Origin of the sequence: Peptoniphilus grossensis, assembly GCF_001940285.1 — a bacterium.
Lineage (GTDB): Bacteria > Bacillota > Clostridia > Tissierellales > Peptoniphilaceae > Peptoniphilus_A > Peptoniphilus_A faecalis.
Map to the genome: position 1 here is coordinate 1,939,030 of NZ_MJIH01000001.1, position 13,986 is coordinate 1,953,015.

11 protein-coding genes and 1 pseudogene are annotated in these 13,986 nt (G+C 29.1%); 9 read left to right on the plus strand and 3 right to left on the minus strand.

The genetic code is table 11. The annotated features are described in order from the left end of the window. Nucleotides 1–130: 130 nt before the first annotated feature. From BIV18_RS09330 to phaC, 7 genes are all read left to right on the plus strand, one after another. Nucleotides 131–409 (plus strand): ArsR/SmtB family transcription factor, encoded by a 279-nt coding sequence (locus BIV18_RS09330; RefSeq protein WP_075660320.1) that lies wholly within the window; start codon nucleotides 131–133, stop codon nucleotides 407–409. A gap of 33 nt (nucleotides 410–442) precedes the next feature. Then, a complete protein-coding gene (locus BIV18_RS09335) occupies nucleotides 443–3,373 on the plus strand; it encodes a UvrD-helicase domain-containing protein (protein ID WP_075660321.1) in 2,931 nt (976 codons plus the stop codon). Between the two features lie 13 nt (nucleotides 3,374–3,386). Next, the gene (locus tag BIV18_RS09340; RefSeq protein ID WP_075660322.1) at nucleotides 3,387–4,730 is read left to right on the plus strand and encodes a butyryl-CoA:acetate CoA-transferase; all 1,344 of its coding nucleotides are present in this window, start codon (nucleotides 3,387–3,389) and stop codon (nucleotides 4,728–4,730) included. Between the two features lie 233 nt (nucleotides 4,731–4,963). Beyond that, nucleotides 4,964–5,446 carry a CarD family transcriptional regulator gene (locus BIV18_RS09345; RefSeq protein WP_075660323.1) on the plus strand — a complete coding sequence of 161 codons (483 nt, stop codon included), beginning with the start codon at nucleotides 4,964–4,966 and terminating at the stop codon, nucleotides 5,444–5,446. Nucleotides 5,447–5,479: 33 nt separating this feature from the next. Beyond that, entirely contained in the window at nucleotides 5,480–6,571 is a 1,092-nt protein-coding gene (locus tag BIV18_RS09350; protein WP_075660324.1) for a PIN/TRAM domain-containing protein, read from the plus strand. A gap of 211 nt (nucleotides 6,572–6,782) precedes the next feature. Continuing rightward, nucleotides 6,783–7,841: a poly(R)-hydroxyalkanoic acid synthase subunit PhaE gene (locus tag BIV18_RS09355; protein ID WP_075660325.1), complete on the plus strand. Its 1,059-nt coding sequence runs from the start codon at nucleotides 6,783–6,785 to the stop codon at nucleotides 7,839–7,841. A gap of 15 nt (nucleotides 7,842–7,856) precedes the next feature. Beyond that, nucleotides 7,857–8,927 (plus strand): class III poly(R)-hydroxyalkanoic acid synthase subunit PhaC, encoded by a 1,071-nt coding sequence (gene phaC / locus BIV18_RS09360; RefSeq protein WP_075660326.1) that lies wholly within the window; start codon nucleotides 7,857–7,859, stop codon nucleotides 8,925–8,927. 52 nt (nucleotides 8,928–8,979) lie between these two features. Here the strand turns inward: phaC and BIV18_RS09365 are convergent, their stop codons facing one another. Next, nucleotides 8,980–9,567, minus strand: a complete 588-nt coding sequence (locus tag BIV18_RS09365; protein ID WP_075660327.1) for a class II aldolase/adducin family protein — start codon at nucleotides 9,565–9,567, stop codon at nucleotides 8,980–8,982. Nucleotides 9,568–9,661: 94 nt separating this feature from the next. Between BIV18_RS09365 and BIV18_RS09370 the strand changes: the two genes are divergently transcribed. Beyond that, nucleotides 9,662–10,489 (plus strand): purine-nucleoside phosphorylase, encoded by an 828-nt coding sequence (locus BIV18_RS09370; protein ID WP_075660328.1) that lies wholly within the window; start codon nucleotides 9,662–9,664, stop codon nucleotides 10,487–10,489. 210 nt (nucleotides 10,490–10,699) lie between these two features. Further along, nucleotides 10,700–11,533: pseudogene (locus BIV18_RS09375) on the plus strand (translation initiation factor eIF-2B alpha/beta/delta subunit family protein). Between the two features lie 82 nt (nucleotides 11,534–11,615). Here the strand turns inward: BIV18_RS09375 and BIV18_RS09380 are convergent. Together BIV18_RS09380 and BIV18_RS09385 are read right to left on the minus strand one after the other, a co-directional pair. Then, on the minus strand, nucleotides 11,616–13,400 hold the full coding sequence (locus tag BIV18_RS09380; protein ID WP_235860823.1) for a zinc ribbon domain-containing protein: 1,785 nt from the start codon (nucleotides 13,398–13,400) through the stop codon (nucleotides 11,616–11,618). Nucleotides 13,401–13,579: 179 nt separating this feature from the next. Beyond that, entirely contained in the window at nucleotides 13,580–13,876 is a 297-nt protein-coding gene (locus BIV18_RS09385) for a hypothetical protein (RefSeq protein ID WP_075660330.1), read from the minus strand. Between the last annotated feature and the right edge of the window lie 110 nt (nucleotides 13,877–13,986).

The window sequence follows — 13,986 nt, forward strand, 5'->3', positions numbered from 1 at the left end:
TAAGGAACATCTTTTTACCATATGAAAATTATGTAAAACTATTGACAAAAGTAAAAGTTTCAAATATTATGATTAAAGAATATGAATTGACTAATCAATTTAATTTATATTACATATTTGGAGGTATAAAGTGAGAAAGGAAATTGATAATTTAGAGAAGACAGCTGAAGTTTTAAAAGTAATGGCACATCCAATTAGGCTTAAAATTATTAAAAATCTAATTGACAATGGTCCATGTAATGTTGGATCTTTACAAGAGATATTTAATATTCCTCAACCAACTGTTTCTTCTCATCTTGGAAAATTAAAGAGAGCTGGTGTGTTAAATAGCGATAGAAATGGAACTGAAATTTTTTATAAAGTTGACAATAAATTCATAATATCTCTTGCGAAAATAATATTTGATTAATTCCTATAGAGGAATTTTTTTAATGGAGTTTTTATGAATTTAAATAAAATTCAATTAGAGGCAGTTGAGTCTATTGATAAAGATGTAACATTGATGGCAGGAGCAGGAACGGGGAAAACTAGAGTATTGACAAGTAGATTTATAAACATTGTAAAAAAATACAATGACCCCAAAAGTATTTTGGCAATTACTTTTACAAAAAAAGCTGCGGAAGAAATGTTAGCAAGAATTTCCAAAGAACTTGTAGAAGAAAACATTGAATTTGAAGAAAAAGATTTAAATGTCATGACAATCCATTCCTTTGCTCTTGAAATCGTAACTAATTACTCTTATATTCTTGGGATTAATCCAAATTTTAAAGTCTTAGAAGAGGCTAAAAACTTGGAATTATTAGAAGATTCTATAAAATTAGCTTTGAATAGCAATACAGATGAAAAATTGAAAAAATATCTAATAGATTTTAATACAAATCCCTTTGAGGAAAGAAAAGTTTTCTTTGACCTTTACTTGGATTTTAATAATAATGATTTAGATTTTGCAGATGTTTTAAAAAAGAGCTTAAGTTTTTGTAGTTCAAATAAAAATTTTAGCGAATTAATTTTATTGCTAGACGACTTTAGAAAAGTAAGTGGCAAAAAGTTTCAATATTTTTACGATAAAAACATTGAAGATATTAAAAATTTAGAAAATTATAATCTCGACATTTTAAACTCAATAGAAGAAAATCTTGGATCGGCAAAAAAATATAATGACAAAATTAAAAATATTTTGGATTTAGTAAAGGAATTAAGAAAAAACCTTGAAATAAAGAATAAAGAGTATTATGAAATTATCATTGAAATTTTAAGGGAGATTCACGATATTTATTCTAATAAAAAAAGAGAAATAAATTCCCTTGATTATGACGACATCATCTCTTACACTCACAAGATTTTAAAAAAGGAAAACTGCAAAAAAGCTTTACAAAAAAGGTATTCTTATATATTAGTTGATGAATATCAAGATACAAATGGAATTCAAAATGAGATTATAAATACCTTTTCTGCTTCAAATTTATTTATAGTTGGAGATCCAAAGCAGTCTATTTATGCCTTTAGAGGTGCGGATCTTTATAGCTATTTTAGATTTTCAGATGATATAAAAAAACGCGGGCTTTCACTTATAATGAATAAAAACTATAGAAGCGATGGAAATATTATAAATTTTATAAATTCTACTTTTGAAAAGTTAATTGATAATTATGAAGAAATGGAATATGACTTTCAAAGTGACGGCGATGTTTACCTATATGATACTGATGACAATAATGAGATAAGTATTGTTATAAGCGACTTATTAAAAAAATTTGAAGCGAAAGAAGTTGCTATTTTATCTAGGAGCAATGCACAGATTGATGAAATAAGTAAAATACTTACTATTAAAGACATACCCTTTAACAAGGGTGAGAGAACTTTAGAGGAAATAGAAGTTTTAAAGGTCATTAAAAATATTTTGTCTACAATTTATAGCCCTGAAGAATTTTTAAATACATTATCTCTTTTTAATTCTCCTATTTTAAAATTTAATTTTAAAGATCTAGTCAATATTTTAAATTTAGGAATTGATAATTTTTCAGATTTAATTCAAATTGAAACTGAAAATAAAAATTTAAATAATTTTATAAAATTTTTAATTTCAATAAAGAAAAAATCTAAGGTTCTTTTTTTTGATGAAATAATTGAAGAAATTATGAATTATTTTTATGAATTGGAAACTTTAAGAGAAATAGACTGGGATTATTTATATAAATTTAAAGAGATAGCAAAAGATTTTTCCTCAGAAAACTCAAATGATTATAGAATTTTTGAAAAGTATATTTTAACTATTAAATTTGAAGATTTGGAAGAGGGAATAAATCTTTTGACAATACACAAATCAAAGGGTTTAGAATTTGAGGCAGTGGTAATTTCTCACATGGATAAGGGAAGAAAATTAGGGCAAAATAAAAAAATAATCCTAGACAAAGATCTTGGTATTGCCATTAAATCTAATTTTTCTGATTCAAGGTATAGAGAAGTAAGCGAAAGATTGAGAGAAATTGATAAAGAAGAAGAAAAAAGAGTTTTATATGTAGCCATGACTAGGGCAAAAAAGGAACTTTTACTCTTTGGAAATTTTAAAGATTATAAATCAAATTCCTATTTTGATTTTTTGGATAAAGAATTAAAAATCAGGGAATACAAGCTTTCTAATGTTTTAAAAGAAGATCCTCCTTCAAAAAAATATTTACCCTTAGATTTAAAAATTAATTTTGAAAATAGAATTAGAGAGTATTATACTGTTACGGATTTTATAAATTATAAAAGAAGCCCAAGGGATTTTTACAAGAAATATTTTTTAGGAATAGACGAGTACACAATGGGCTATGGAAAGAATAGAGCATTAGATCCAAAAACCTTAGGAAGTATTGTGCATTTATTTGCACAAATTCATTCAAGAAAAGATACAAATAAAAATAATATAGAGGAATTTTTAAAAGAAATTTTTGATTATTATGAAGAAGAAATAGATGATGATAAATTAAAAATTGCAAGAGAACTTTCTCTAAATTATTTGGCAATGGAAGAAGAAAATATAATTGAGAAAGAATTATTATTTTATTATGATTTAGAAGGATTTCTAGTAAAAGGCTATATTGATCAAGTTATAAAAATTGGTGAAGAATATTATATTGTTGATTTAAAGACTAGTGACATGGATTTAGACTATATTAAATCTTCTTATGAAAATCAATTAATACTTTATTCAGCGATCTATGAAAATTTATACAAAGTTAATGTAAAAGGTGCATATATTTTTGACCTAAGGGGTAAAAATAAAATAATAATTGAGACTAATGAGGAAAAAAGCAAAATTATAATGAAAGAATTTTTAGATTATATTAAATTTTTAAGGTCTCATACTATTTATAAGGATTATTTATAATTAAGGAGGAAATATGGATTATTCTAAAGAATATCAAGAAAAATTAATTTCAGCAAAAGATGCTGCTGCAATGGTAAAAGATAATATGTGGATTGACTATGCATGGAGTGCTAATACTCCTGTTGCCTTTGATAAGGCTCTCGCTGAAAGACTTGATGAATTAAACGAAATTTATTTAAGAGGTGGTGTAATTCTTTGGGAACCAGAAGTTTTTAAGAAGGATCCTAAAGGAGAAAAAGTTGTGTGGAATTCTTGGCACGCAGGTGGACCAGATAGAAATAGGATTAACAAAACACCAGGTGGATTTTATAACCCACTAAGATATTCTGAATTGCCAAGATGGTACAGAGAAAATTGTAAAGTTGATATTGCAGTAATAGTAACTCCTCCGATGGATAAACATGGAAACTTTAACTTTGGTTTAAGTGCTTCTCATTTAATGGCAGTTATTGAAGTAGCTGACAAGGTAATTATAGAAGTAAACGAAAAAATGGTAACTGGACTTGGCGGCTTTGAACATGAAATTAACATAAAGGATGTTGATTATGTTATTGAAGGCGAAAATCCTGAAATTGCTACTCTTCCAAAGGGAAGTTTTGGTGAAGTGGATAAAAAGGTTGCAGAATTAATTGTAGAAGAAATTCCTAATGGAGCGACTCTTCAATTAGGAATCGGCGGGATGCCTAACGCAGTAGGATCACTTATTGCTGATTCTGACTTAAAAGATCTAGGAGTTCATACAGAAATGTATGTCGATGGATTTGTAGAAATGGCAAAGAGAGGCAAACTTTCTGGCGCAAAGAAAAATATCGATAGATTTAGACAAGTCTATGGATTTGCAGCTGGTTCAAAGGAAATGTATGATTACATCGATGGCAATTCAGCATGTATGGCAGCTCCAACTTCTTACACAAATGATGCAAGAGTAATTGCACAACTTGATAATTTTGTATCAATCAATAATGCTGTAAATATTGATTTATTCGGACAAGTAAGTTCAGAATCCTCAGGATTAAAACATATTTCTGGAGCAGGAGGACAACTTGACTTTGTGCTTGGAGCATATTTATCTAAGGGTGGCAAATCTTTTATTTGTTTATCTTCTAAATTTAAGAATAAAAAGACAGGTAAAGAAGAATCAAGAATCGTTCCTAATTTTGAACCTTTTTCAGTAATTACAGCTGCAAGACCAAACACTCACTGGATTGTAACTGAATATGGAAAGTATAACTGCAAGGGTCAATCAACTTGGCAAAGAGCAGAAGGAATAATAAACCTTGCCGCACCTGAATTTAGAGATGATCTAATCAAAGAAGCAGAAAAGATGAATATTTGGAGAAGAACTAATAAGAGATAATTTTTAAAGAATTTCGCCCTCTAACTTATATGAGTTAGGGGGTTTTAAATTAAAAAAATTTCACAAAAAAAGTTATTAATTTTCACAATAAAGCCTTATACTTATATTAATGCAAATAAAATAAAAAATAATAAAAAATCTTTGCATAAAACAATAATCTATGATATAGTAAAGAATTTTACTTTTTTAAAAATCTCTGTTATACTAATAATAGGGATAATAGGGGGTAAAATATGTTTAATATCGGCGATAAAATTGTATATCCTATGCATGGGGCAGGTGAAATTGTAGCAATAGAAGAGAGAGAAATTCTAGGTAATGTGCACAATTATTACATAATGAAATTACCAATTAATAATTTAAAAGTTATGGTGCCTGTAAAAAATGCTGAAGAGGTTGGCGTTAGAAAAATTTCTGATGTACAAACTATGAAAAATGTTTTAGAGACACTTTCTTCAAGAGAAGAAATATCTATGCCAAAGAATTGGAATAGAAGGTATAGATTTAATTTAGATAAAATAAAATCAGGTGATTTAACAGAAATTGCCGATGTAGTAAAATGTCTTGAAAATTTGGACAGACAAAAATCTCTTTCAACAGGAGAAAGAAAAATATTGACAGAAGCAAGGCAAATCATCATTTCAGAGATGGCTCTTGTTTTTGATAAAAAGGTGGAAGAAATCACAAAACTTATTGATGACGCCATATTTGGTTAAGGAGGGATTTTTATTAGCAAGAACCGAAAAATCGTGTCCAAAATTTTTAAAGTGCTATTCACATTAATAGGAGCACTAGTGGGTGTTTTTATCGTGTCTATTTTATCAGACATGAAATTTGTAAGAGATATTGAAAGCCAAAAAATTATGACGGTAATTTTTGTCGTTACTGTAATTTTATTTGCACTTATATTTTTTATACTTTCACCAAAGGCCTTCAAAACTTTAGAAGAACTTTTGTCTTTTTGGGAAAGACAAATTCAGACAAAATCTTTTGCAGAGGTAATACTCGGTGCTGTTGGACTTATTCTTGGGCTTATAATAGCATTTTTAATTTCACAGCCTATTTATAAAATTCCTATTCCCTATGTAGGGTCAGTAATTTCTATTTTACTCTACGGAATGCTTGGTTATTTAGGGCTCAATATTGGAATGTCAAACAAGGACACTATTTCAGAAAGAGTAAGGGATTTAATTTCTTTAGCTGCGAAGAAAACATCAAAGCCAAAGGAAAGCATTAAAACTCGAGAAGGCATCCCAAAAGTGTTAGATACTTCTGTTATAATTGATGGAAGGATACTTGATATTGCAAAAATTGGTTTTATTGAGGGACCTCTTGTAGTTCCAGTTTTTGTATTAGAAGAACTTCAACATATTGCAGATTCCGCAGATGGACTAAAGAGAAATCGAGGAAGAAGAGGACTGGATACTGTTGCAGAAATTCAGGAATTAAACAATGTTGAAGTAATAATATATAAGGGGAAAATCGAAGAAATTCCTGAAGTAGATTCAAAACTTTTAAAACTTGCAACTGACTTAGGTGGTAAAATTGTTACAAATGATTACAATTTAAATAAAGTTGCAAAAGTACAAAATTTAGAAGTTTTAAATATCAATGAACTTGCAAATGCAGTTAAACCACTTTACCTCCCAGGAGAAGAAATGAAAATTTTAATTGTTAAGGAAGGGAAGGAACAAAATCAAGGTCTAGGATATTTAGACGATGGAACAATGATAGTTGTTGAAAATGGGAAAAATCTTATTGGAGAAAGTGTAGACATAATAGTTACAAGTGCACTTCAAACTTCAGCAGGAAAAATGATTTTTGCAAAATTAAAATATTAATTTAAAAACTCTGTCTATGGCAGAGTTTTTAAATTATATTAAAAAGGGTAAATAAAATAAAATTGAAGGCTCAACAAAAAAATTTATTTGACTATAAGAATATTTTATATTATTATCGTACTAATAATTTAAAAAAAGGGTATATAATAATATATCAAAAAAACATAGTGTAAGTTAATTGCTAGTTTTAACAAAAAAAGGAGGAATTGCTTTGGATAAAGGATACGATTTTTTTGAAGATTATATGAATTCACAAAAAAAGATGATGAATATGTGGCAAGAATACGTAAAATCTTTTGGCGGAAATAACTTCAATCCCATTAATAATGAATATTTTTCAAGTTTTACTAAAATTTTTGGTGATATTGGATCAGCAGATTTCTTTAATTATAGTGGCACACCTACTGAAGTTGTACAAAAAATAAAGGAAACATCTAAGCTTTATTACAGTATTTACGAACTTTACAAAAATATTTACGACAAAGATATTGAACCTACCAAGGAAAATCTTGAAAGAATAATGAAACAATATAAGGAAGGCTCACTTCAATATATTAATAACTATATTTTCCCATATATACCCGTTGATTTACAAAATTTAATAAAACAATGCATGGGGGCTGCTGAAAGTTACAAGAATATGATTATTGCAATTTATGGTCCTTGGATGGATAATTCATCTGAATTAATGGATTATGTCATGAAGGGAGTCTTTGATGATCCAAAGGCCTTTCTTGAATTTTTCAAGTTGTGGAAGAAAAATTATAGCGAAACTTTTGGAAAAATGTTAAATGCTCCACAATTTGGAATTGATAGAAACACTTATGAAATGCAAATGAAAACGATAGATAAAATGATTACTTTTATAGGCAATTATTTAGAACTTAGCATTATGATCTCAAATTTAATTAATGAATCAACTGAGAATGTTGTAAAAGAAAGCTTTGAAATGATTAAAGAAGGTAAAGCACCTAAGACTTATGAAGAATTTTATAATTATTGGAAAGCAAAAACTTCTGAAGAATTCGATACATTATTCTACTCTGACGAATTTTCTAAATTTTTAGGAAACTTTGTTGACTCTCTAATGCTATTGAAGATCGACTTAGATAGAGTTATTGAAGAATCACTTAAATGGGTTCCAATTCCAACTAATTCAGATATGGATTCATTATATAAAACTGTTTATGAACTTAAAAAAGAAGTTAGAAATTTAAAAAGACATATTAGAGATAAAGAATACGAAGAAGAAAAAAAGGAAAATAAATAATAGGAGGTTATTAATTTGAAAAACGCATTTGGAATAGATTATGTGAAGTCAATGTCCGATATGGTCGATTCTTACGAAAAGATTATAAAGGGTGTGGACACTCTCATGAATGTAGACTATAGTGGATTTGATGCAACTCCTAAAAAATTAATTTTTTCACAAGACAAGATGAAGCTTTATCACTATGAGCCAAAGGTTAAAGAGCAAAATAAAATTCCCACACTAATAGTTTATGCTCTTGTCAACAAACAATACATGATGGATTTGCAAGAAGATAGATCTCTAATTAAAAACTTATTAGAGGGTGGACAAGATATTTACATCATTGATTGGGGATATCCTACAATGGACGATAAATATATAGGTTTAGACGACTACATCAATGGCTACATCAATGACTGTGTTGATATCATTAGAAGAAGACACAATATCGAAAAAATCAATATTATAGGAATATGTCAAGGCGGCACTTTTTCCTTTATTTATACAGCAATTCATGGCGAAAAAGTAAATTCATTAGTATCTCTTGTAACGCCAATTGATTTCTCTACAGATGATGGACTTCTATTTAAATGGGGACCATATTTAAACCCTGAAAACATGGTTAAAGCCTTTGGAAATGTACCAGGAGAATTTATGAACGCAGGATTTGTATTCCTAAAACCAATTGATCTTATGGTGGATAAATACATCGGAGTAATTGATTCTCTAGATGATCCAAGCAAACTTGCAAATTTCCTTCGCATGGAACATTGGATCTTCGATTCACCTGATCAAGTTGGGCGAGCTTATCAAGAGTTTCAAGAAGAAATGTATCATAAAAATAGTTTAATCAAGGGAGAATTTTATCTCGATGGAGAAAGAGTAGACCTTAAAAATGTAAAATGTCCAGTGCTTGCAATTTTAGGTACAAAGGACAACCAAGTTCCACCAAATGCAACTAGACCAATACCTGATGTTGTTGGTTCAGATGATGTTGAACTCGTTGAAGTTGAAACAGGTCACATTGGACTATTTGTATCTGGAAGAAGTCAAAAAGAAGTTGCACCAAAGATAAATGAATTTTTGACAAAAAAATCTAAATAATTTTATAATGAAGGACCGAGCATTTTTGCTCGGTCTTTTACGTCTATAAATTTTATTTTGAAATAATTTTTGGATGGCCGATATTAAGTGAATAATAATAAATTTTTGCAGCGTCCTCTAAATACTCTGCAGATAAAAAAGCTCTATTTAAATCAATTCCACAGCAGACCACGCCATGATTTGCCATTAGACATGAATTTGATTTTTTTAAATAGGGGAGGATGGACTTAGCAAGTTCGAGAGATCCTGCTTCTTGAAAGGGAGCGACTTCTATTTCCCCACCTAAAAAAGCTTCCATTTCAATTAAAATCATGGGAATCTTTTTATTACAAACTGAAAAAGCCGTTGCAATAGGTGAGTGAGTGTGTACAATAGCATTGTAATTTGGATAATTTTTATAAATTTCTGAGTGCATTTGCCACTCTGATGAAGGTTTTTTATTTCCTTCAATAGTTTTGCCATCGAAGTTTATCTTTACTATATCCTCTTCTGATATTTCTAAATAATCCATGCCACTTGGAGTGATGTAAAATATGTCATCATCTTCGCCACGAAGGCTCAAGTTGCCACTTGTTCCTGCAACTAAATTTTTATCTAAAAGTTTTTTTCCATATTTTACTAAAAGTTTTCTATAATTCATTTTGCACCTCAAATATAATTTATCATATTTTTCTTCTAATTGACAATTTATTATGCTGTGTTAGACTAAAATCATAAAGGAATGGAGATTAATTATGTTAAAAGAAAAAATTTTTGATAATTATAAAAAGAGTGCTAATTATATCTTGAAAAAAATAAAGATAAAACCTGAGATTGCAATAATCTTAGGCACAGGCCTTGAAAAACTTTTAGATGAAATTGAAGATAAAATTGAAATTAATTATAAAGATGTGCCAAATTTTTTGATTTCAACTGTAAGTGAAGATAGTGGAAAATTTATTTTTGGGAAGTTAAAGGGCAAATTTGTAATTTGCATGACTAAAAGATTTCATTATTACGAAGGTTATGATTTTAACGAGCTTGCGACTCCAGTCTATGTTTTAAAACTCCTTGGTGTAAAAGAATTAATTCTTACAAATGCAGCTGGTGCAGTGAATTATAATTTTCATCCTGGAGATATTTGCCTAATAACTGATCACATAAATTTTGCGGGAGTAAGTCCAACTAGAGGAAATAATTTATCTGAATTTGGCGATAGATTTTACCCAATTGATAAATTGTACGACAAAAGTCTTCGCAACCTAGCAAAAAAATCTGCAATAAAATTAGGAATTGAACTAAAGGAAGGGGTTTATTTCTTTACAATAGGTCCATTTTTTGAATCACCTTCAGAAATTCGTGCAATAAGAAATTTAGGAGGAGATTTAGTTGGAATGTCAACTATCACAGAGACATTGACGGCGGGTCACTGCGGAATAAAGGTCCTTGCCTTTTCAGTTGCAACAAATTATTCATCTGATCGAGTAGAAAATATGGATGGAAGTGAGGTTGAAGATGTGGCTAGGGAAGTTTCGCCAAAATTAAAAAATTTAATCATTGATATTATTGGGGAGTTGAAATAATAAATGGAAAGACAAGATTATGGTATGCCCTTTATGCTTAGATATGAAAATGTAGCTTGGTATGAAAAGGGAAGAGTGAGAATTTTAGACAGAAGAGTATATCCAAGGGATATTAGATTTGAAATTTGTAATAGTTATAAGGATGTTGCAAGAGCCATAAAAGACATGGTAACACAATCAGCAGGGCCTTATACGGCAGCAGGTATGGGAATGGCACTTGCAGCCTATGAGGGAAGAAATTTAAAGGGTGAAGAGTTAATAAAATTTTTAGAGGAGGCTGCCCATACAATTTCCACTGCAAGACCAACTACATCAAGTAGACTTAAAAAAGTAACTGAGGGATCAATTAAAGCTGCGAGAAGAGCAATTAAAAATAGGGAAGATGTTGTAGATGCAGTTTTTCGAGAATCTATAAAATCACTAAATAGAAGATATAATGCAATGAATGAAGTTGCAAAATATTTATGTGATGTAATCCCTGATGGCGGGAAAGTATTGACTCAATGTTTTGCAGAAACTATTATTGGAACCATGACTAGAACTTTAAAGGAGCAAGGTAAAAATATAAAATTTTACTGCACGGAAACTAGACCCTATTATCAGGGAGCGAGGCTTACTGCAACATGTATAAATGAAATGGGATTTGATACATATGTTATAACAGACAACATGGTTGCCTACACCATGGAAAATATTGGCATTGATGTATTCACATCTGCGACAGATACAATTACACTTGACGGTCATGTTGCAAATAAAGTTGGCACGCACCAAATTGCAATTGTTGCTCGTGAATTTAATGTTCCCTTTTATGTTACGGGAATGCCCGATAGGGAAAAAAAGAAAAGGGAAGACATAGTAATTTAAAGGAGAGACCCATCCCTTGTGCTAGGTAATCACACTGCAAAGGGAGTAAAGGCAATCTATCCTTCTTTTGATATAACACCTCCAAAGCTAATTACAGGTTTTGTAACAGACAAGGGAATTTATGAGCCTAATAATCTAAAAAAATATTTTGAAACAGATTATAAAAGTTATTATTAAATATAATAAAAATTATATTGAACTTAAAAAGATAAATAAAAGAGGAGAGTAGTTAAAAATAATTTAACCATTCTCCTTGAGTTTAAAAGAGTGTTACGAAAATAAAATTAATTATAAACCATATCATCTTAAATAGGAGTTCAAAGAGTGTAAAAGCAATGGCATACCAGCCAATGAAATTAATTTTTGATCTCCCAACAAGTTCTTCCTTATAAAGAGTTATTGCAATAAGAATTGATAATATAATTAATATCAATGTAGCAAGGGGCATAGCAGTAAGTGCTTGCAACATATTGTATTTAAGAAATCCACCAAAAGGTGTGATAATAAATCCAACAAATAAAAATACTTTACATATTATCCAGTTAATAAGAGCGAACTTTTTGACTTCTGGATAACTTGTGTCAATCTCATCTCTATCAGTTGCAATATTAAGAGGAATGTAAAATTCAAAATAATCAAATACAAGTTTAAGTATTAAAAATACTATTAAAATAATTTTAAAGGATCCACTGCCAATTAAAAGTGCAATTGCGTTTAATATTGTACCAATTCCTATTAAAATTTTACTTTCCTTTGAGCCAAAGTCGCCTATGTAATTGGAAACTTTGTCGGTAATCTTACTTAAAAATTCCATTGCTTTGTCAATGGCATCTAAAGATGATTTAGAAATTTTAGATTCCATACTATTTACTTTATTAGATAGATTATTTTCAATAACTTTTTCAACTTTTGAATCCACAGATTCTATTTCTTTTATAGGCTTTTCACCATTATCTTTAAAAGTAAATAAATCCTTTAAATTTTTAGATTTTTTATAAGTTTTATGCTTATCTAAAACTTTAGAGCTTTCTGTTTGTTTAGGTATTTTTATTCTATTGAGTTTTTCAGAAAGTTCGGAATCATGCATTGATTTAAAATCTTTAGGTGTATCAGATTTATTATCTTTTGACGCCCTATTGATATTTTTGGCATCGTAATTTTTTTCAGTTAAATCCTTATTTTCATTTTTTTTCCTCTTTGCTTCTTCAGACTTTTTTATGGCATCTTCAATATCAATTTTTGGAGTAGAGAGAGTATTTTCAAAAGATTTTTCTGAGTCGTCAATAGATTTACTTATTTCTAAATTTCTTACATCTTCTTTTTTCTTGCTATCGTCTTTAATACTTGAAAAAATAGAAAATTCGTCATTGTCTTCATTTATAAAGTTTTTCCATTTTTCCTTTAAAGAAAACTTCTTAGGGTTTTCCTTTTGTGAATTCTTTATATCATCAAATTTTTCAGAGCTATTAATAAAATTATGGGAAGGAGTTTCTTCTGTATATATGTCCTTTTTTAAATTAGAAACTTTCTTTGAACTTTCGCTAAAATTTGACTTTTTAAGTTCTTCTTGAACTCTTCTTATTAATTCTTTTTGACTCATTCCTGAGTTGGATTCTGATCCTCTATTTGCGTCTAAAAATTCTTTATCAGCTTTTTTTGTATCAATGGAATCATATCCATTTTCAGAAAGTTTGGATTCTTTTTTTATATCAATATTCTTCGAAGGAGATTCTTTAGGTTTCCTTTCCTTTGAAGATGATTTTGCTTGGACATTGCTTTTTTGGTATTCTTCAATATTTTTGGAAATTTTTCTATCAACTTCAGCAATAATATTCTTTAGCTCGTCAGTAGTGTCAATTCCATCAAGGGACTTTGGATTAAATACTCTAGTATGTTCACTCATTTTTTTAACTTTAGTAGTATTTTCTTTTTTTATTGACGAGTTTGATGTAATATTTATTTTTACATCCTTTAAATTGTAACCACAGGAAGCACAAAAGTTGTCATCTTTAGAGACAGGATTCCCACATTTTGGGCAAAACAATGTAGCACCTTCTTTCATTAATTCTATTAAAATATTATAACATATTTTTTATGACGAACAAATCTTTTATGTAGTAAATAAAAGGTTTGAAAAGTTATATACTTAAAACAAAAATTTTAAAGCAATAAATTTATGTAAAAAAAGAAGCCTCTAAGGGCTTCCTTTAAAGTTAAGCTAAATTATTTTGCTTTTTCTTCTGTTTGAGCAGCATTATTAGTTGCTTCTTCTGTTTTAGCTTCATTAGCTTTAGCGTTTACTTCTTCTTTAGCTTTTTCTTCGTCAGCTTTTACATTAGCTTCAGCTTCTTTAGCATTAGCTTCAACTTTAGCTTTGTTAGCTTCAGCTTGTTCTTCTACTGCTTGGTTTTTAGCATTAGCAGCTTCTTCTTTTTTGTTGTTAGAACCTTGGCATGCTACCATACCTAACATTAGTACAGAAATCATTCCAACGCTTGCTATTTTCTTTAAATTTTTCATTTTAATAATCCTCCTATTTGAAACTTCTTGTTTCTTGATTTATTTATATAATATATTTGCTATGTGATAATTGTGTGAAGATGATGTTAAAACTTTTGGAAATGAAAACA

Excerpts from the sequence above, each read along its gene's own strand:
- BIV18_RS09335 (WP_075660321.1), top strand. The coding sequence starts at position 443 with ATGAATTTAAATAAAATTCAATTAGAGGCAGTTGAGTCTATTGATAAA.
- BIV18_RS09340 (WP_075660322.1), top strand. The coding sequence starts at position 3,387 with ATGGATTATTCTAAAGAATATCAAGAAAAATTAATTTCAGCAAAAGAT.
- BIV18_RS09345 (WP_075660323.1), top strand. The coding sequence starts at position 4,964 with ATGTTTAATATCGGCGATAAAATTGTATATCCTATGCATGGGGCAGGT.
- BIV18_RS09365 (WP_075660327.1), bottom strand. The coding sequence starts at position 9,567 with ATGAATTATAGAAAACTTTTAGTAAAATATGGAAAAAAACTTTTAGAT.
- BIV18_RS09370 (WP_075660328.1), top strand. The coding sequence starts at position 9,662 with ATGTTAAAAGAAAAAATTTTTGATAATTATAAAAAGAGTGCTAATTAT.
- BIV18_RS09385 (WP_075660330.1), bottom strand. The coding sequence starts at position 13,876 with ATGAAAAATTTAAAGAAAATAGCAAGCGTTGGAATGATTTCTGTACTA.